The sequence below is a fragment of the Winkia sp. UMB3158 genome (assembly GCF_030217145.1).
Classification (GTDB): Bacteria; Actinomycetota; Actinomycetes; order Actinomycetales; family Actinomycetaceae; genus Winkia; species Winkia anitrata.
In genome coordinates, this window is sequence record NZ_JASONH010000001.1 from 77,160 (window position 1) to 96,583 (window position 19,424).

Consider the following 19,424-nt stretch of genomic DNA (forward strand, 5'->3'; position numbering starts at 1 on the left):
AGAAAAAGGTTTTGGCAGGGTTAGAAAAGTACACGCGTAGGGTAGCTGACCAGCTCTCGGACCTGTCGCGGCGTGTGGGCGATCTTGAAGTTGCCTCCGTGCTGCCGTATGCGACGTTGCCTGCGGAGTCCCCTATTCAGGTTAAGAATCAGGCTGGGGAAACGGTGGCGCTTATTGGGGGCCAGTCTGACGGTACTGCCGGGGTGAAAGTTTTGGAGGGGCCTACCCCGCCTGTTCCTACTAAGCCTACTGTTGAGGGTGAGGCTACTCTTTCTGTGCGGTGGGATGGGGCTTTTGAGCATGAAGCGCAGTGTCCTAATGATTTTAGGGCTGTTGAGATTTGGATAATTGGTTCCCCGGAGGATCTCCCCCCGGATTCAACAAAAATTGACACTAACAGCGAGGTACCCCCGGCTGGTGGGGTTGCCCCTGATTTATTCGTGGGGACTATTAACACTCGGGCGGGCGGGGCTAAGACTGTTGAATTAGCTCCAGGCACTTACAACGTGGCTTTACGGTGTAGGGCGAAGTCGGGTAAGGCTTCGGCGTTGTCGCCTGTTGTTGTGGCTAAAGTGGCTGGTACTGCCACGCGTAAGGCCTTAGATGAGGCTAAGGGCCGTATTGATGCGGCTTTTGATCATGCTACTAAGGTGGGTAAGGATTTTGAGGCCGAGAAGGCCCGTGTTGATGGTGAGCTTGCTAAAGCGTTGGGTGCGACCGACGAGGTAAAGAAGTCCGTTGTTGCGGTGACTTCGCAGGCTGATAATGCGAAACGGCTTGCGGAGGAGGCCAAAACCAAGGCGGATTCTGCGTCTAATACTGCTGACGACGCTAAAAATAGTGCAGAGCATTTACGCGGCGACATGGTCGAAATGGGCGACGAAATAGACCGGTTTAATCGTGAGTTGCCTGAGGCTAAGAACGCGGCTGAGGCGGCTAAGAAGGCTGCGTCTGAGGCGGATTCTAAAGCGACTGCTGCGGCGAAGCTTGCGGGTTCTGCTAGTGAGGCTGCGTCGCGTGCGCAAACTGCTGCCGATGGTAAAAGTAAGATTACGCGGTCAACCACTACCCCCTCTGGTGCTGGTCATGCGGGGGATGTGTGGTGGCAGTACACCGACTCGTCCTTGGTTGGCAAGATTATTGGGCAATGGGTTCATGATGGCACTGCGTGGGTGAAAACTGATGTGGGGGCCGAGATCGTCGCGGACTTGACGGTGGATAAGCTCAAGGCTGGCACTGGCAGTTTTGATAGGGCGGTTATTAGCAAGCTCATCTCTGATAATGCTTTCGTGGACCAGCTCGCAGCCTCCAGAATTATAGTTAAGGGCACCAATCTATTACCCGACGGTGACCTTGCTAAGGCTGATCTTGCCGGCACTGGGTGGGATAAAAATGTGGGCTTACAAGACGAGTACGTCGCCGGCGGGATGCACGTTGCCCTAATATTTCCCCCAGAGCACTTCGGGAGCTCTAGTACGGTAGCTAACGAGACCAGAATCCTTTTCGAGCCTGGGCGCAAGTATGTTCTTGATTTTTGGGTGCAAGCCTCTACGTCAGGGGCCCACGGGAGCATAGGATTTATGCCGGTATCTGGCGGGGACTTCTTACACTTTAGTTCACCAAGTATTAGTGATCCGTGGACGGGGCTTTTCCCCCCGCAAACTTGGAAGGAACTGCCTACTAGTTGGGAGCACAGAAGATACGAGATCACCCCACACGGTCTAGTTAAGCCCACGTTCGCGCGGCTAGTGGCCCAGTGCCACGGCGGGAACCTGATGATCGCAAAACTACGCGTCGCATTAGATCAAGAAACCGTAATTGAGGATGGGTCTATTACGACCTCGAAGCTTGCCGCTCACGCCGTTGATGTGGAAAAGCTGAATGTTACGGAGGGTATGGCCGCCAGGATAGGCGAATTCCTCAAAATCAAATTCGAGCAGATCCAATCCTCGATAATGAACGCGTGGATGCACCTTACCGGCGCGGGCCGTATCGTCCTAGGAGGCGAGCGCACCGGCTCGGATGCTAACCCTACTTTCAGCGGCGCAAGAACAGAACTAAACGCAGCTGGGTTGCAAGTATACGGGCCGAATCAAGAAGAACCAATCACCCAAATAAGCGGGCAAGGTGAACAGCGTATTGCCCTTACATCTACTGACGCGAACGGGAACGTTATCACCGGGTTCGGCGTGTCAGGTGATGGGAACGCGGTCGCCCGCGAGCTAGCAGTACAACGCCTAATTGTTGGGGGTGAAGAATACAAGCCGCGTGCTGGTTCTGAAATAGCGGTCACCCTACCGAATTACACGCATACGGCGGGCTATCAAAAGACAGCCGTCGCGCGCATCCCCCTCACGTTGCATGTAGGCGACTACCAGCTACTATGGTCCACTACTCTTAGGGCCCACGGCGGGCATCAACCATACGACGCGGTCGGCACCTATTTCGACATCATTGACGTTTCAGGCGGAAAAGTCACTTGCGAGGGCGAACCGGTTTCCTGGCAAACCACTTTCAATAAGCAGCAGTACACTAACCACGCTATTTCTTGTTTACTGCATGTGGATGCAGACAAGGACGAGGGTGAAGGCGTAAAGTTTGCGATCAGGCCTGGGGTGCACTCATACAAGAAGAGCGAGTTTGTTGCTATGGCCTCGGTGCTTACTGTTTCTGAGTCTAAACCGCGCCTGCTACCAGAGGTTGAGTATTTTGCGCCTAAACCAAAACCTGGTGGTGGAGGGGGCGGACCCGCACCCAAGCCGGGGCCGCGTGCAATAAAGAAGACTATTGGCCCAGCCTGGACTACCGGCGGGGTTGTTTCTGGCGATGGCAGGTACGTGGAGGTTGGTTTCAGAATCCCTGAAATCAAGGGGCACACTATTTCATCAATCGTAGTGACCGGCACGTGCACGTGGGACATGTACGACTCAGGCAAGGGGATTTGGTACCCATGCCGACTTAGCGGCGAGTCCAAGACTGTTTTCGTACGAGATTATTCTAATTTCAGCGTCGGGTTCGGCCCGAACGCGGCCGCGTTCTTGAAGAGTAATGGGTGGGCTAATTTCAAGATTGGCCCCCGGTCCCCGTACACCACGTTCAACCCGCATTCTTTCCGCTTACACGTAACCTACTGGGCCTAAAAAAAATTGAGGAGTACTTATGGGAGCAGAACAGCCAACAACCAAACCTAAGAAACCGGATCTTCGTTCGATCAGTAGAGAAGCCTTACAGGGGTTAGACCAGGAAGAGTTCGGAATGATCTACGAGCTAGCTTGCGAGGAAGAACAGCGCCGTCACACGCTAAGGGTCTTTACTGCGAATGCGACGCAGTTGCAGGCGGATTTGATGGTGGCTACCGGCCTTCCTAAGCCGGGGGTTACTTGGGTAGCCCCGACGCGGGTTGAAGAAACCTATGCTGTCGGCCAGATCGTCACTTTCGAGGGCAAGCTTTATCAGTCTAAAGTGCCGTTCAATTTTGCGCGCCCTGGTTCGCATGCTGCCTTGTGGGAACTCTATGAGGGGGCTTTGCAGGATGCCCCGGAGGTTGAAGTAGGCGAGTATGTGCCCCCCGAATGGGCGGGAGGCCACCCTTACGCGGTGGGTGACACGGTCCTTTACGAGGGCAGTATTTATAAGGCGAAAGTTGCTCACACGTCTATTACTGGTTATCCGCCGGATAAGGACCGGACTATGTGGGAGCACAAAAACTAATCAAAACCACTCATTCATCCCCCGCACCCTACAGGGTGTTGGGGCTTTTTTATACCCAAAACCAAAAGAATGTGAGGAGCCCATATGGCATATCAAGATATAACCTGCTATGACTCACCGAATTACACGCCTGGCAGGGGCGGCACGCAAGTAAATGTGATTGTTATTCACTGGTGGAATAGTCCGGATCGTAATCCCGGGTTTGAGGGGGCGATACGCACCCTGTGTAACCCGGCGGTTGGCACTTCCGCTCACTGTGTGGCAGAAGCAGGCCGAGTAGCGTGGATCGTGAACGCTGCCGATACGGCCTGGCACGCCGGCGACTACTCCGTCAACAAGCGTTCTATCGGGATTGAGTGCAACCCACGCATGAGCAGCGCAGACCTGGAGACCATCGCGGAGCTGATCGCCAATATCCGCCGCGATTACGGCTGGCGCATCCCCCTGGCCAAGCATAACGATTTCTACAATACTGCCTGCCCCGGCACGTATGCGGGCAAGCTCGCCTGGCTGGACGCACGCGCCGAAGACATCCGCCGAGGGGCCCCTGCCAGCGTAAGCCCGAAAGCAGACCCGGCCCCCACCCCCGGCAAACTCGCCGAGGACGGCATCCTCGGAACAGGCTCGTGGAAGAGAATCCAAGCCCACCTACGCACCCCACAAGACGGCATAATCTCCGACCAGGTGGCGGATAATCAGGAATACTACCCGGCGATCATGGAGGCTGACCCCTGCCCGGCCCAATTCGGCAACGGCGATGCGGGCTCAAAGGCCATACGCGAACTACAAGCCCGCCTAAAACAAGCCCAGGACGGTATCCTCGGCCCGGCCACAATCCGCGCCTGGCAAGCCAACCTCCACCAGGCCCAAGACGGCTACCTCGGAGAAAACACTGCCCGCGCCATACAGCACGCCCTCAACACCAAAGGATGGATGTGGTAAAAAATGGATCAGCTATTTCAGCACATTAGCCCCATTGATTTTTCCGCGCTCGCGGGCATCCTAGGCACATTCGTGGTATCTGTGATCACACGCGCGCACTGGTCACAAAACACTAAACGCCTGGTAGCCCTGGGCGTGTACGTGCTACTCGCGGCGGCAACCTTCGTGTTTATTAAGTATCCGGCGTTTTACCAGTTCGCGATCATGAACCTGGGCGTGGTCGCTGGGGCCGGGCAGATCGCCTACACGATCCTGAAACCTACGGGTTTGATGGATTGGGTGCGCGATATTACTTCCCCGCCTGCTGGTAGGCACCGCGCCCCCACCAAGACCGAGGGGAAGGAGGAGTGAGCTTTTGAGCGGGTTTATTGATGCTCTTGCCACCCTCGGCGGGTTCGGAGGTTTCGCAGCTTTCATCACAGCAATCGCGGGAGTGGTAAAAATCAAACGCGTCGAACATTCCAACAAGAAGATTGAGAAAGCCGCTTGTGAGACCCGAGAGCAATTGGAGACCAACCACGGCTCATCCTTGCGTGATGCGGTGAATCGTATTGAGCGCATGCAAAAAGAGCAAGATCGCAGATTCGATCTCTTACTTGATCAGGTGAAGAGCCTGGGGCATCAGGTTGGGGATTATCGGCGCGAGCAGGCTATCGCAGCTGAGGATCTACACGCGCGCATGCGCAACCTAGAGTTGCGGACCGAGAAGTGCAACAAGCACTAACGTTTGGGGCACCCTGACCAGGTTTTGGCCGGGGTGCCCCTCTTTTTTTATGCTCGCAAGGCCGTTAGGGCATGTTACAAAAGCGGTAATAATATTACTAAATGGGTGAAATAGTAATATTATTACTGGATTTTTAACACTTTCCCTACAGTTATGATTCTTCTTGGGGGATCCAGTCCAAGTTCACCTCATACTTTTCTGCCTGCAAGGCAGCGGTAATAATGCCCACCATGATTGCGTGCTCTCTGGCAGTCACACCAGGGCCGTTAACGCGCTTGCAGGAAGCATTGGTTTTGAACCTTTGCATCTGCACAGCCTCTGGCGGTGCCCCAGTTTCTTGTTGCAGCTGGTCAAGGTAATCAATCGCGTCACTGATCTTGTCGACGAGGCTATCCCAGCGGGATTGTAGTTTTTCTGCCGCCCATTCGGGGATATCGCCTGCGTCTGGTTGTTCCCATCGTTGGACTGTGCGCCGGTTTACTTTGAGCCAGTCCGCTACGGCTTGGCCGTCCATGCCGAGGGTTTCCCGGTAGGTTTTGAATGTAGCTGAGTTCAAATTAGTGCCCTTTCTGTACTTGTTCGAGTGCTTCTAGTGGGGCGTTGTACCACATGTCGCGGGCTTGTTTGCCGGCATTCCACATGTAGTAGATGTTCGCGAGTTTGTTGTCGCCCTTGTCTTTGCATTGTGCGAGGGCGCGCCAGTATTCTTCTAAGGTACCGGTTGCGCACAAGTATTTTTTGATTGCGTCCCATGCCGCATCTTCTGCGTCTGCGGTCGAAACGTGTGGGAGGCCCTCTTTTATTTCTTCGAGGGTTTCGCCGTCTTCTAGGCACATTTTGATGTAATCAACGTATTCGGCGACGACGGCGGGACGGGCAATTTCGGTGAGGTTGATCCGGGCCTGTTGTAGGTATTGCTTTTTCATTTTCTGGTTCTTTCAGTGCTTTTTGGGGCCCCGCCACAAAGACGGGCGGGGCCGGGGGGGTTATTTGAGTTCGTCGATCATTGCGGAGCAGACGCGCTTGGTTAGCCGCTTCAAGGCTTGGTTGCGGGTTTCGGTGATGAGGGTGGTGGGCTGGTTTTGGTTTCTTTTTGCGTATTCTGCGAACATTTCGCACCATTGTTCATCGCTCATCCAGTCTGAGAGTGCGAGGATGTAGCGGCGCTGGGCTTCGGTGGATTGGTATTTGTTAGCCATTTCGGATTCCTTTCCGAGTTGTGAGGCCTTGTTGCCTCTTTGTTTTCAAGGCCCTTTTCTTTTGCCTTGTGCTTTAATTATATGTCCCACTCTGCGACATTGTAAAGCTCTATTATTGTGTGCTCGCTCACGTTTTGATGTGCTTTTTTACTACTTCTACTATTTGCTCGTGGATTTCCTTCACGCTTCCACACGCGTTAATAGGCACTATCCGCGCGCTTTCTGCTACCGCGATCCGCTGAAATGCCTTATGTATGCGCTCGTGAAATTCGCTGCCCGCGCTCTCGATACGATCTCTTCTCTTGCCCCGCTGTGAGACGCGCCCCGCCCCCGCGTCCGTGTCCAAGTTAAGGAGGAAAGTCAGATCAGGCGCTACCCCGCCGCTTGCCCAATCACTAAGCCCCCTGATTGCTTTCATGCCGAGGCCGCGCCCCGCGCCCTGATACGCCACCGACGAATCCGAAAACCGATCACAGATCACAACCTTGCCCGCCGCGAGCGCAGGCGCTATTACCCTTGCTACGTGGTGTGCGCGATCTGCCGCGTAAAGCAGCGCCTCCGTTTTAGCGTCTACTTCTCCCCCATGCATTACTAGCGCGCGTATGCTCTCACCCAGGGCTGTGCCGCCCGGTTCGCGCGTAAGCAGCACATCCACGCCCGCCGCTATTAGGTGGTTTGCGAGTAGTTTTGCTTGCGTGGACTTGCCAGCGCCTTCGCCGCCCTCAAAAGTTATAAATAGACCCATGCCCTGAATTTTACGCAAAAAATTAGGGAGCCTAGTCGAAAGGACTAGGCTCCCTGTTTGCCCCCGCTTTCGCGGGGAATAGTGAAACATGCACGCGCGGCACACGTTATTTTACCCGTATTGGGTTACCCCCACTTACGTGGGGAAACTGCCTGTAAGCTGCTAGGCTCCATTGGCAGAGCGCATATATTTAACGCCATAGCTACCGGGCAACTAAGGTCCGGGCAATTACAGAATACCACACCCCCTAACCTGGTCAACCCTCTATTTCTGGCAATGCCTGAGAAAGCGCTATCCCGATAGCGTCCGCTGCCACTTGCAAAGCATCCGGCGCAAGATGGCCATAAGTATCTGAAGTAACCTTAATGGAGGAATGCCCAAGGCGGCGTTGAATCACAGTCAATGGCACGCCTGCTGCAATCAGCCATGACGCGTGAGAATGCCGCAGATCGTGCAGTGTTGGAGTGTGTTCTATGCCAGCTTTCACTAACGCAGGCTTCCACACGCGGCGCGAGAACCACTCATTCTTCAGCACTCCCCCGCACGTCCCTTTGAACACGAAAGAGTCACCTTTTGCGGCTTCTACCACTTCACGGATCTGATCAATAGTAGATCTCGATAGGGATATGGTGCGCACGCCACTTTCGGTCTTAGGAGCGCCAAGCACGCGTTTCCCGTTCGCCATTTTCCATGCCCGTTCTACTCGCACTATGGCAATTCGAGCATCCAAGTCGAAGTCCGAGCCTTTCAGCGCGGTTGCTTCACTCCACCGCATGCCCGTGCCCGCCAGAAGGGCCAGGAGCGGCCTCCAATCGGCAGGGGTGGCATCATATATTGCTGCGAACTCGTTTGCCGTCAGAAAGGTTGGGTAGCGCTTCCTCGCAGCCCTTGGTAGGCGTATAGCGAAAGCTGGGTTCGCGGGAATGGTCCGCATCTGCACTTGGTATTTGAGGATCGAAGAGAGCAGGCCGTGAATATTTTTGATGGTTTTTACTGAAAGGTAGTCGGGTGTGTGTGGTAGCCCGGCTGCAAGAGCCTTTTCCCCCCTGCTTTTTGATGAATATGTTTCAGTCTTGCGGAGTTTTGCCACCCATTTTTCGATCATCTGCCGTGTGATTGTTTCTACGGGGATGGCGGCGAAAGTTGGGGCGATGTGGCGTTCCCATATTTTTTCATTTTCGCGTATTGATGCGGGGGATGCGTACCCGCGTGCTTGGTCTATGTATTCTTCGAAGGCTGTTTGGGTGGGTTTGAGGGGCTTGGTGCCGATGCCTTCACGGATTCTGCGTGCGTCAGCCCCTCCGACTTGTTCGATGAGTTTGCAGAAGGCTTGAGCGTCTTTTAGGCGGTCGAAGGTTTCGCTGACTGGGTTCGCTCCGAGGCGTTCGCGGAATCGGATTCTGTAAACCGTTTTTCCGGATTTGTGTTTAAGTTTTTTCGGTTTTAACCCCATTTTTGCCGCCTGTTTTGAGCCTTGTTCTACCCCCTGCTGTGTCACGCTCTGTGTCACGCAACTTTTAGCACATGACTTTTCCGCATTATTCCACGGCTTTCGAAGCGCCCCGAACAGGATTCGAACCTGCGACCTTCTGCTCCGGAGGCAGACGCTCTATCCACTGAGCTATCGGGGCCTACGGCCCTCCACTTTACCAGCGAAGGGCCTAGTATCGAAAATCTGCTGGTAAATCAGTGTTTCTGGTCGTACTCGTCCAGTAGATCAATACGTCGGCAGTGCCTCTCCTCACCGGTAAATGCTGTGTCGACAAACTTGTCTGCAATCCGAATGGCGTCTTCCGTGGAGTGCATGCGAGCTCCTATACCGGCAACCTGAGCATTGTTGTGCAGCCTTGCCAACTCTGCCGTCTCCTCTGACCAACAGAGGGCGGCGCGGATGCCTTTAACCTGGTTTGCGGCAATCTGCTCACCGTTGCCCGATCCACCCAGCACGAAGCCTAGCGAACCTGGATCCGCAAGCACCGCTTCTGCGCATGCCTGGCAGGTTGGGGGATAGTCATCAGCTGGATCGTATGTTTCAGGGCCGTGATCAATGACTTCATTGCCACGTTCAGAAAAATGGGTTTTCAACGCTTCTTTGAGTTCGAACCCAGCATGGTCCGATGCAATGTGAATCCTCATGGATTCGACACTATCATTACAGTTCCTACCTACGGGCTTCTTCCCCTACCATCTTCGCTAACCGCTCCGAGATAATCCGCTGCACATAGGCTTTATCTAGAGCCGCTCTGGTGTCTGCCCCACGACTGTTCCATCTGCGCAATTCTTCAACCAGTTCTTTTCTAGTTACTACCCCGGCTACAAATCTTTTAATCGCCTCGTCCGGATCGGCAGAAAAGTACCCTGACGCTACTGGAGGTTGCCGTTTGGCCGAACGGAGCAATTGCGATACAGAAGACTGTGATACCCCTAATTCCTCGGCCAGCTGGGTCTGGTTCATTTTCATGACGGCACGCTGAACCGCGCGCAAGTAGTCAAGATGCGCAATTTCTTCCGCCGCGCGCGCTTTCCTGGCCGCTCTAACCAGCTTTTTATCTACCGGCTTTCTGATCCAAGGCATTAGCCCTCCCAAATGTTCCTTTGGACCAACACTTCTTTGAGTACCGAGGGCGAGTCAGTCATTAGCCCATCGACTCCGGCGTCGATCATTTTCAATATAGTTTCTGTTTCACTAACAGTCCATACATCAACAAATAAACCGGCGTCGTGCGCTCTTGAGATGAAAGTCTTTGTGGCTAATTTGATCGGCCCATAAGTGGGAGGTATTTGTACCGCGTCAACCCTCTCCAGCAGCCTTTTAGGCAGCGGCATTCCCAAGCGAAGCCCGGCTACCTCGGGCATAGTAAGTGCTGTCTTTTCGGCTCCAGCCTGCCGCAATTCTTTTACTGTCCGCGCTGAAAAAGAAACAAAGCGGACCCGGTCCAAATCGTTCTTGGCGAGCCTCAGCAATGGCATTGCCACGGCATTTTCTTTCGCGTCAACGTTGAATTCAACCTGGTCAAAACGCTCTAGCGCTTCTTCAAAACGCATGAGCCTGCCTCCATTAGGCATTCGAAATTCCGAGAGCTCGGCCCAATCCAAGTCAGCGATCTTCGCGGCTATCCCATAGGTTCGCTTCAGGTCGGGATCATGGTGCAGCACCACTTTGTTGTCTCGGCTAAGATGCGCATCCGTTTCTAGCCGCTTATACCCGAGCGAGAGCGCATATTCGAAAGCCTGCGGAGTATTTTCTTCCGCTTCATTGGCTCCCCCGCGATGGGCAAATGCCCTTAGCAATCTTCTTGACCTACCGGATGGGCGTTATGTTCCTTCAACCATGGCAGCGGATCGATAGGATCTTTATCTGGCCTGATTTCGAAATGCAAGTGCGGCCCAGTGGAATTACCGGTAGAGCCGACCTGGGCTATCATCTGCCCGGCCTTGACCGTCTCCCCTACCTTCACCTGGATGGATCCCGCAAGTAGGTGCATATACCCCGACGAGAAAGTCTCGCCGTTTTCCATCGTGTGAGTAATTTCTACAGTGTAGCCACCGCCCTCAATTTCAGAGGCGGTCTTCACAACGCCCGGAGCAGTGGCAAAAACAGGGGTACCTGACGGGGCGGCCATATCGGCGCCCTCGTGCAATTTAGAAGTGTGGAACAGCGGGTGGGACCTGTACCCGAAGGGGGAGGCGATTGTAAATGTACCGGCGGGCAGCGGCTCGACGATGGCATCAGAAGTGGCAAAAACACCGCGTTCACCGGCAGAGGCATACTTCGCCACGCACCGTTTCATCTCTTTACTTGTACGTACCCTCGCAACCGAAACGGGGGCTGCCACCGCTGTTAGTTGGCTCTGCGATTCAACAGTAGAAACGTTAGAACGCACCTTCGCCCAGGTGTCTCCGGCGTGATATCCAGATTCTTTAGGCATTGCAATAGACATGTCGGCCCCGACGAAACCGGCAAGTGGAGCAGCTACGGTGATCGCTCCCAAGGAACCAAGAACTGCTAGCCGCCGTCCCATTCCACGGGGATGCCGAGGACGTTTGTTCGCCTTCCGCATGTCAATCCTGCTCTCCACTGTTTCCCTTTCGTCTCGTCTACAAGGCCACATCACGAAACAATAACGTTTATATTACACGATGACATACAAATGTTATGCATTCTACAGAGAATCCCTACTGCCGCTGCATTACGTCCCGAACCTCACCTACAAGTTCTTCCAAAATATCTTCAAGGAAGATGACGCCAACGATACTTCCTTCGCGCTCTACCTTAGCTAAGTGAACACCGGTCATCTGCATTACCCGAAGCGCATCCTCGACCTCGTCCTGAGGAGATGCCTTGGGCAGCTGTCTGATCCACCATGAGGGCACAGGCTTGTCTCGCTGTTCTTTAGAGTCGGCCTGCAGTACATCTTTTAGATGCAGGTAGCCGACGTATTCGCCAGTTCCATCTACTAGCGGGAAGCGCGAAAATCCCGTCTGGGAAACTACTTTTTCAAACTCGGCAGGAGTTACTTGCACGGGCAGCGTCACAAGCTTTTCGGGACCCACCATTACGGCCTCTACAAGTTCTTCGCTAAATTCTAGCGTTCCGGACAGCAGACCTAGATCGTCAGTCAGCTTGCCTTCAGCTTCTGACAATTCCACGATGGTAGCCACTTCTTCTGCAGTAAAGGTGGCAGCCACCTCGTGCTTGGGTTCCACCCCGAGTTTCGTGATAAACCAATTCGCAAAATGATCCATTCCCTCAACAATTGGCCGCACTAGACGGCCCAGCCGCACCAGAGGTGGAGCTAGCACCAGCACCATTTTCGCCGGTGCTGACACTGACAGATTCTTGGGAATCATTTCGCCAACAACTACGTGCAGATACAGTACGACCAGTAAAGCAATAATCACTGCCACCAGATGAGAGCTTGCAGCGGGCAAACCGAACCGAAGGAGGAGCGGCCTGACCGCTCTTGCAAGAGCCGGCTCCGCCACCGCACCCAATGCTGTAGAAGCAAGCGTTACCCCTAACTGACACACTGCCAGCATTAGGGAAACGTGCTCTAAGGCCCACTGTGCAGCCTTTGCGCCTGCCCTGCCTTCTTCTACTAGCGGGTCAATCTGGGATTTTCGAGACGAGGTAACTGCAAATTCAGCTCCCACGAAGAACGCGTTCACTGCCAAGAGGGCAATCGCTATGATCAGTCCGGTACCAATTCCCATTTCAGACCTCCTTCGTTGGCTGAACTAGGACTTGGTCCACTCGCCTGCCATCCATACCGGTCACCTGCAACCGCACATGATTGACATCTACGTAGTCGCCCTCTTTTGGGATCGCCCCGAGCCGGTCCATTATCAATCCTCCGAGGGTGTCGTAGGGTCCGTCATCAGGCACCCGCAGTTTCGTGTAATCGTGTAGTTCGTCAGGGCGAACCAGCCCGGAAACATACCAGCCATTTTGCCCGGCAATTCGAATCCCACGGCGCTTGGGATCATGTTCGTCAGCGATCTCGCCTACGATTTCTTCAACTATGTCCTCGAGGGTGACAAGTCCCGAAGTACCGCCGTATTCATCAACCACTATCGCCATCTGTAGGCCCTCTTCACGGAGGGCAACCATGAGCGGAGCCAGTTGCACCGTCTCCGGAACGCGCATCGCATCAAACATGATCGACTGGCTAGTGACGGGAACCTCTCCTCTCTTGGCAAAGGGAACGGCAGCCGCCCTGCGCAGGTGCGCAATTCCCAGAATGTCGTCCGTGTCCTCGCCGATTACAGGGAAGCGCGAGCGCCCCGTCTTACGGGCAAGATCGATAAGATCTTCCACGTTGTTCGTTGCTTCTAAGGTGTCCATTCGCCCTCGGTCAACCATGATGTCGGCTGCAGTCAGTCGCCCCATTCGGACCGATCTGGTGAACATCGAAGCGGTAGACGTATCAAGGGTGCCTTCTTCTGCGCTGTGCCGAACCATCGCCGCTAGCTCCGAAGCAGATCTGGCAGAGGACATCTGTTCCAGGGGCTCTACTCCGACCGCCCGCAGCACCATATTCGCAGAGCCGTTGAGCAGGCCGATTAGGGGCCGGAATAAGAACGTGAAGGCTCGCTGCACCGGAGAAACTATGCCAGCAACCTTCAGTGTTTCCGCGAGCGCAAAATTCTTCGGGACAAGTTCGCCGAAGACCATCGAGAAAACATTGACCACGATCACGGCGGCTGCCACGCCCACGGTAGTGGAAATTGCTACTGCTACTCCGAGTCCGCGGAGAGACCGATCGATCATGTCAGCTACAGCAGTCTGCGTAGTGTAGCCGAGCATGATTGTGGTCAGCGTAATTCCAACCTGAGCTCCCGAAAGGTGAGTGCTTAGGTGGTGCATTGTCTTCGAGACACTGCTGGCACGCTTGTCGCCAGCCGCTGCTCTTCGATCCACGGTTGCCGGATCTAGAGCGACTAAAGAGAACTCGGATGCAACAAAGAGCGCAGTCCCGAGCGTTAGGACCACTCCCGCTCCGATCATTAAAAGGTCATAGAGCATGTAAAAGTAGCCCGTCCAATCCATTGGTGCACATGATTCTTTATTGTACTGGCCTCGCCCGAGCAATTACATGCCCAAACTGGGGCAAAGTGTCTCGAAATAAAAGGGAAATGCTGTGGATTCGGCATTCATTGCCTAATCTTGTTTCTACGAGTAGTTTCCGTCGCACTCCACATCGAGGTGTTACATGTCTCAGGACAGCAGTGAACAAGCGCCCACCAGTGACGTAATCGCGCAGATGCGCAAGAAGTATGATGCAGATCCCCTATCGGTGCCCACCGATTGGCAGGATTATTTCAAAGCTGTCGAAAGTATGGAGGAGCTCAAGGCGACCTCTACTCCCGCACAGAGAGAGAAGGTGCAGGACCAGCCTGCAGAGCAAGTAGCAGACGAGACACGTTCTGATCTTCCCCCTCTTCCCCTCTCGAAGGTGGAGCCGCCAACTTCGCCGTATGCGGCAAATGCTCTGAAGGGCAACGGCGCGCTACTGGGGTCCGAGGGCGAAGTCGACCAGGTACAGCGACTGCGTGGCCCGGCGGGCGCCATCGTGAAGAATATGGAAACCTCTTTGAGCGTTCCGACCGCGACCTCTGCCCGGCAGATCCCAGCAAAAGTACTGATCGAAAATCGTTCGGTTATTAATAACCATCTAGCCAGAACTCGGGGCGGAAAGGTTTCCTTTACCCACCTAATCGGATACGCGGTGGTCGAGACCTTGACCAAGATGCCTTCTATGAACGTCCGTTACGAAGAGGTCGACGGCAAGCCCAACGTTCGCCAGTACGGACACGTGGGGTTCGGGTTAGCTATTGATCTACCGAAGAAGGACGGCACCCGCACTCTTATGGTGCCCGTGATCCACGAGGCTGACAGGTTAGATTTCCAGCAATTTGTGGCCGCCTATGAGGACCTTGTTGCGCGGACCCGTGCGGGCAAGCTCACCCCTAAGGATTTCCAGGGTGCCTCGATGACGCTGACTAACCCCGGCACCTTGGGAACAAGCCATTCCGTACCCAGGTTGATGGCCGGGCAGGGGACAATTATTGGCGTCGGCGCCACGGCGTATCCTGCCGAGTGGGCTGGCGCATCCCCGACCGTGCTGGCACGTATGGGGGTCGGCAAGGCCATGTATATGACTTCCACCTACGACCACCGGGTTATTCAGGGAGCTGCCTCCGGGGAATTCCTTCGTACTGTAGAGGAAAAGCTAACTGGCAAGGATGGCTTCTACGAACGTGTCTTCCGCGCCATGGAGGTACCCTACGAGCCTTTCGTCTTCCAGCAGGATTACGAGTACTCGCTTGAGACAGAGAAGGGCAAGCCTGCTCGCATTGCTGAGCTTATTCATGCCTATCGTTCTCGCGGACACCTTGCGGCAGATACTGACCCGCTGGCGTATCGGCAGCGTCGCCATCCCGACCTGTCTCTTGCTAACTACGGCCTAACTGTTTGGGATCTTGATCGATCCTTCCCCACCGGCGGATTCGGTGGAGCTGCAAATATGACTTTGCGGCAGATCCTTACCAGGCTGCGCGACACTTACACCCGTTCTATGGGCATTGAGTACATGCACATCCAGGATCCAGCCCAGCGGGCTTGGCTGCAGCGGCAAATTGAGACTCCTTACGAGAAGCCTTCCAAGGAAGCCCAGCGACACATTCTGTCCACTCTGTCTAGAGCCGAGGCATTCGAAACTTTCCTGCAGACCAAGTATGTCGGCCAGAAGCGTTTTTCTCTTGAGGGCGGCGAATCGCTGATCCCGCTGCTCGATACCGCTCTTACGGCTGCAGCGAGGCGCGGCCTTCCTGATGCTGTCATTGGCATGGCGCACCGTGGCCGCTTGAATGTGCTGGCCAATATTGGCGGAAAGTCCTACGGGCAGATCTTTTCTGAGTTTGAAGGCAATCAGGATCCACGCACGGTTCAAGGTAGCGGTGACGTGAAATACCACCTGGGCACAGAAGGGGTTTTCTCTGTCGAGGACGGCGTGGCTATCCGCGTAACTCTGGCGGCTAACCCATCTCACTTGGAGGCAGCCGACGGGGTGCTGGAAGGCATCTGCCGCGCCAAGTTAGACAAGATGGGGCAGGTTGACGACTACCCCGTTCTGCCGATTCTGATTCATGGGGATGCAGCTTTCGTTGGCCAGGGCGTGGTCTATGAGGTCTTGAATATGTCTCAGCTGCCTGCATACCGCGTCGGGGGTACCCTGCATGTCATTGTGAACAACCAGATTGGGTTCACAACCGGGCCAGCTTCTGGCAGGTCAACCCGCTATTGCACCGATATGGCAAGGGGGCTACAGATCCCTGTCTTCCACGTCAATGGAGATGACCCTGAAGAGGTGGTACGGGCTGCGAATCTAGCCTTCTCCTTCCGCGAAGAATTCCACAAGGATGTAATCATTGACATGGTCTGCTACCGTCGGCGCGGCCACAACGAGGGCGACGACCCCTCGATGACGCAGCCGATCATGTACAACCTGATCAATCAACTTCCTTCTACTCGGTCGGTGTATACCAAGAATTTGATTGGCCGTGGAGACATAACTGAAGAGGAGGCACGCGCCTCTTTGGCTGAGTACAACACCGAGATGAATCGCATCCTGACTGAGACTCGCGAACACGGCTGGTCCCCTGGGGAAGCCGCGTTGGAATTACCGGAATCTCAGCGTCCTGGAGCGGGCATGATGGTCGGTTGGGATACTGCGGTGCCACGGCAGGTAATCGAGCGCATCGGGGATGCCTACTTGCACGTTCCCGAGCACTTCACTCCTCACCCGAAGATGCGCAAGTTGATGGAACGACGCCACCAGATGAGCCGCGAAGGCAAGATCGATTGGGGCTTCGGCGAGCTGTTAGCGTTCGGCTCATTGCTGATCGAGGGAACCCCGGTGCGGATGTCTGGCGAGGATTGCCGTCGCGGCACATTCGTACAGCGCCATGCGGTTCTTCACGATCACGACACTGGACGCGAATGGACGCCGTTAGACTTTCTGACTCCGGATCAAAAGATGCTCTCCATATACGACTCTTCACTGTCGGAGTATGGGCCTCTTGCCTTTGAATATGGCTATTCTGTTGAGCGCCCGTCGGCCTTAGTGCTGTGGGAAGCGCAGTTTGGCGACTTCGTAAATGGAGCCCAATTGGTTGTGGATGAGTTCATTTCTGCAGCCGAGCAGAAGTGGGGCCAGCACGCTTCGCTGGTGATGCTTCTGCCACATGGCTATGAGGGGCAGGGCCCGGATCACTCTTCCGCCAGGATTGAGCGTTATTTGCAGCTTGCCGCGCAGAACAACATGCGCATTACTCAGCCTTCTACCCCGGCTCAGCATTTCCACTTGCTGAGGTCGCAGGCTTATCAGCGCCCGCGCAAACCACTGATCGTATTTACTCCGAAGCAGCTGCTTCGGCTGAATGCCGCCACCTCGCCAGTAGAGGACTTTACTCGCGGCTCGTTCCACGAGGTGCTCCAGGAGTCTCAGGATGAGGTGTTGGCGAACGCTTCCAACGTCGATCGGATCATCCTTACCTCCGGCAGGGTCTACTACGACTTAGTGAAGGCTCGCGCAAAAAGGAACGACAAATCGACCGCGATTGTTCGTCTGGAGCAGTACTATCCGCTTGCCGAAGAAGCGCTTGCTAAGGCTCTGGGCGCATTCCCGTCCTCGGCCGAGCTGGTGTGGGTCCAAGACGAACCGCGCAACATGGGGGCGTGGCCTTTCTTGGCCTTGAATATTACAGATGCGGCCACCGGAGGCCGAACCCTTCGCGTGGTATCAAGACCCTCCTCGGCAGCTCCTTCAGCCGGTACGGCTGCTATGCATGCTGAACAAAACGAGAGGCTCATGGAGGCCGCCTTCCAGCGATAGTTGTATTGGAGTGGGCAGCTAGCTGCCCACTCCTCTATTTGTGCGCACTTTGTAGGATGTAGTTGTGGATACCCCTCAGAATTTGATTGTGATTGGCGATGAGCTGGCCGCAGGTGCCGGAGATCCTCGCGCTCTAGGATGGGTTGGTCGGGTTATGGCCAGAACCCAGGCTGCCCGAGAAGTACAGACTTTCACGTTGGCAGTTCCCAACGAAACTTCGATAGATCTAGCCGATAGGTGGGAAGAGGAAGCTGCCAGGCGCTGTACCAAAGGCGCCATAAACAGGTTGCTAATAGGGATGGGAAGCGCGGATATTGCCGCTGGCCTCACTTCTCCTCGTTCGCGTCTTTCCCTGGCCAATATTTTGGATAAGGCTGCCGGTGCCAACATGCCCTGCTTTGTGGTGGGACCTCCCCCGCTACCGGCAGTAGAAAGCACTGGTCTGGCCAAGCTAAACCATGCGCTTGAGGACGTTTGCTCTAGGCGTTCCGTAACCTACGTTGACACTTTCACTCCGCTTAGTACTCACGATGGGTGGCTGTCAGAGGTCAACCAGTCTCCCACAGGGCTGCCCGGACAGGTTGGATACGGGCTGCTAGCATGGCTCGTCCTGCATTCAGGTTTCGGTTCCTGGATTGGAACAGAATGAAAAAATGCCGGTCCCGCGGGACCGGCATTTTTTCAACTACTACTTACTAGCCTGGCGCTTATCTGCCGTGCGGCACAGGGCTGCCACTACAGCGCCCGACAGGTTATGCCATACCGAGAAGACAGCCGCGGGCAAAGCTGCGGTCGGGCTCATGTACTGCATTGCGAGAGTTGCGGCCAAACCGGAATTCTGCATGCCCACCTCGATGGCGGTCGTACGAGAAGTGGTACGAGTCCCTCCAGTGAATTTCGAGGCGAAGAAGCCGAGCACATACCCAAAGCAGTTGTGCAGAACTACGGCCACGAAGACGACTACCGCCGAAGTGGCGATAGTTTCCTTAGACCCGGCGACCACCGTGGCAGCGATGACACTGATGGCTACAACCGATACCCAGGGCAGTGCCGGCTCTACCTTTTGCACTGCGGAATTGAAGAACGCCCTCAAAGCGAGGCCGCCTACGACCGGCAGAAGTACTACCTTGACGATCGACACTGCCATGGCGGCACCGCTCACCGGCATGTACTGACCTGCGAGCCACAGAGTCAACAAGGGGGTAAGTACCGGCGCTAGCAGCGTCGAGATGGAGGTCATCGTGACGGACAGAGCCACGTCGCCCCTAGCAAGATACGAAACCACGTTAGAGGAGGTTCCACCCGGCGCACACCCGACCAGGATGACACCGGCGGCTACCTCAGCGGGAAGCTGCATTACCCATACCAGCACTACGGCAAGCAGCGGCATGACCACATACTGCGAAACGACACCGATAAGAACAGGTAGCGGACGTTTGGCAACCAGCACGAAATCTGCCGGTTTTAGGGTAAGTCCCATGCCGAACATGACAACCCCTAGAAGGAGGTTAACCCAACCCTTTAGCGGCAAGACGACACTGGGAGCTGCAAAACCTACCAAGCCACCAATAATGACCAGAATAGGAAAACCTAGGGCAGCGATGTATGCTGCGCGTTCTTCTTTTTGCTGCACGGTTTGCGCAGACGCTGCTTTTTGCAGTGTAGCGGACATCTTCACTCCTATTCTGTTGCGCGTTCACCCAGCG

At 55.0% G+C, this 19,424-nt stretch carries 19 protein-coding genes and 1 tRNA gene; 7 read left to right on the forward strand and 13 right to left on the reverse strand.

Going from position 1 to position 19,424, the window contains the following annotated elements:
• The first annotated feature begins 11 nt into the window (after positions 1-11).
• The 5 genes from QP400_RS00460 (at position 12) to QP400_RS00480 (ending at position 5,377) form a co-directional block, all read left to right on the forward strand.
• Positions 12-3,140, forward strand: a complete 3,129-nt coding sequence (locus QP400_RS00460; protein ID WP_048707044.1) for a hypothetical protein — start codon at positions 12-14, stop codon at positions 3,138-3,140.
• A gap of 19 nt (positions 3,141-3,159) precedes the next feature.
• Entirely contained in the window at positions 3,160-3,711 is a 552-nt protein-coding gene (locus tag QP400_RS00465) for a carbohydrate-binding protein (RefSeq protein WP_048707042.1), read from the forward strand.
• Between the two features lie 84 nt (positions 3,712-3,795).
• Positions 3,796-4,653 (forward strand): peptidoglycan recognition protein family protein, encoded by an 858-nt coding sequence (locus tag QP400_RS00470; RefSeq protein ID WP_285462430.1) that lies wholly within the window; start codon positions 3,796-3,798, stop codon positions 4,651-4,653.
• A 3-nt stretch (positions 4,654-4,656) separates the two neighbouring features.
• Positions 4,657-5,004: a hypothetical protein gene (locus tag QP400_RS00475; RefSeq protein ID WP_271694760.1), complete on the forward strand. Its 348-nt coding sequence runs from the start codon at positions 4,657-4,659 to the stop codon at positions 5,002-5,004.
• Between the two features lie 4 nt (positions 5,005-5,008).
• Complete coding sequence (locus tag QP400_RS00480) at positions 5,009-5,377, forward strand: hypothetical protein (RefSeq protein ID WP_004808309.1); 369 nt, start codon at positions 5,009-5,011, stop codon at positions 5,375-5,377.
• 151 nt (positions 5,378-5,528) lie between these two features.
• Here QP400_RS00480 and QP400_RS00485 read toward each other — a convergent pair whose 3' ends face one another.
• The 12 genes from QP400_RS00485 to QP400_RS00540 all read right to left on the reverse strand — a co-directional run bounded on the left by QP400_RS00485 (position 5,529) and on the right by QP400_RS00540 (position 13,871).
• Positions 5,529-5,933 carry a helix-turn-helix domain-containing protein gene (locus QP400_RS00485; RefSeq protein ID WP_048707265.1) on the reverse strand — a complete coding sequence of 135 codons (405 nt, stop codon included), beginning with the start codon at positions 5,931-5,933 and terminating at the stop codon, positions 5,529-5,531.
• Position 5,934: 1 nt separating this feature from the next.
• On the reverse strand, positions 5,935-6,303 hold the full coding sequence (locus QP400_RS00490; RefSeq protein WP_048707264.1) for a hypothetical protein: 369 nt from the start codon (positions 6,301-6,303) through the stop codon (positions 5,935-5,937).
• A 60-nt stretch (positions 6,304-6,363) separates the two neighbouring features.
• Positions 6,364-6,576 (reverse strand): hypothetical protein, encoded by a 213-nt coding sequence (locus tag QP400_RS00495; RefSeq protein WP_048707262.1) that lies wholly within the window; start codon positions 6,574-6,576, stop codon positions 6,364-6,366.
• 127 nt (positions 6,577-6,703) lie between these two features.
• Entirely contained in the window at positions 6,704-7,321 is a 618-nt protein-coding gene (gene tmk, locus QP400_RS00500) for a dTMP kinase (protein ID WP_048707260.1), read from the reverse strand.
• Positions 7,322-7,577: 256 nt separating this feature from the next.
• Positions 7,578-8,774 carry a tyrosine-type recombinase/integrase gene (locus QP400_RS00505; RefSeq protein ID WP_048707258.1) on the reverse strand — a complete coding sequence of 399 codons (1,197 nt, stop codon included), beginning with the start codon at positions 8,772-8,774 and terminating at the stop codon, positions 7,578-7,580.
• Between the two features lie 105 nt (positions 8,775-8,879).
• Positions 8,880-8,952, reverse strand: a tRNA-Arg gene (locus QP400_RS00510).
• A 55-nt stretch (positions 8,953-9,007) separates the two neighbouring features.
• The gene (locus tag QP400_RS00515) at positions 9,008-9,457 is read right to left on the reverse strand and encodes a ribose-5-phosphate isomerase (protein ID WP_004806083.1); all 450 of its coding nucleotides are present in this window, start codon (positions 9,455-9,457) and stop codon (positions 9,008-9,010) included.
• Between the two features lie 25 nt (positions 9,458-9,482).
• On the reverse strand, positions 9,483-9,896 hold the full coding sequence (locus tag QP400_RS00520; protein WP_004806081.1) for a helix-turn-helix domain-containing protein: 414 nt from the start codon (positions 9,894-9,896) through the stop codon (positions 9,483-9,485).
• Positions 9,896-10,612 carry a glycerophosphodiester phosphodiesterase family protein gene (locus QP400_RS00525; protein WP_004806079.1) on the reverse strand — a complete coding sequence of 239 codons (717 nt, stop codon included), beginning with the start codon at positions 10,610-10,612 and terminating at the stop codon, positions 9,896-9,898. The genes QP400_RS00520 and QP400_RS00525 overlap by 1 nt, the downstream gene beginning before the upstream one ends.
• Positions 10,606-11,400: a M23 family metallopeptidase gene (locus QP400_RS00530; protein ID WP_160309229.1), complete on the reverse strand. Its 795-nt coding sequence runs from the start codon at positions 11,398-11,400 to the stop codon at positions 10,606-10,608. The genes QP400_RS00525 and QP400_RS00530 overlap by 7 nt, the downstream gene beginning before the upstream one ends.
• 97 nt (positions 11,401-11,497) lie before the next feature.
• Entirely contained in the window at positions 11,498-12,535 is a 1,038-nt protein-coding gene (locus QP400_RS00535; RefSeq protein ID WP_004806074.1) for a hemolysin family protein, read from the reverse strand.
• Position 12,536: 1 nt separating this feature from the next.
• Positions 12,537-13,871: a hemolysin family protein gene (locus tag QP400_RS00540; protein ID WP_004806071.1), complete on the reverse strand. Its 1,335-nt coding sequence runs from the start codon at positions 13,869-13,871 to the stop codon at positions 12,537-12,539.
• A 163-nt stretch (positions 13,872-14,034) separates the two neighbouring features.
• Here QP400_RS00540 and QP400_RS00545 point away from each other — a divergent pair, with 163 nt between their 5' ends.
• Together QP400_RS00545 and QP400_RS00550 are read left to right on the forward strand one after the other, a co-directional pair.
• The gene (locus QP400_RS00545; RefSeq protein ID WP_101485659.1) at positions 14,035-17,718 is read left to right on the forward strand and encodes a multifunctional oxoglutarate decarboxylase/oxoglutarate dehydrogenase thiamine pyrophosphate-binding subunit/dihydrolipoyllysine-residue succinyltransferase subunit; all 3,684 of its coding nucleotides are present in this window, start codon (positions 14,035-14,037) and stop codon (positions 17,716-17,718) included.
• Positions 17,719-17,782: 64 nt separating this feature from the next.
• A complete protein-coding gene (locus QP400_RS00550; RefSeq protein ID WP_004806067.1) occupies positions 17,783-18,367 on the forward strand; it encodes a GDSL-type esterase/lipase family protein in 585 nt (194 codons plus the stop codon).
• 39 nt (positions 18,368-18,406) lie between these two features.
• On the opposite strand, the gene QP400_RS00555 is transcribed toward QP400_RS00550, so the two are convergent.
• Positions 18,407-19,390, reverse strand: a complete 984-nt coding sequence (locus tag QP400_RS00555) for a bile acid:sodium symporter family protein (RefSeq protein WP_004806065.1) — start codon at positions 19,388-19,390, stop codon at positions 18,407-18,409.
• Positions 19,391-19,424: the final 34 nt, after the last annotated feature.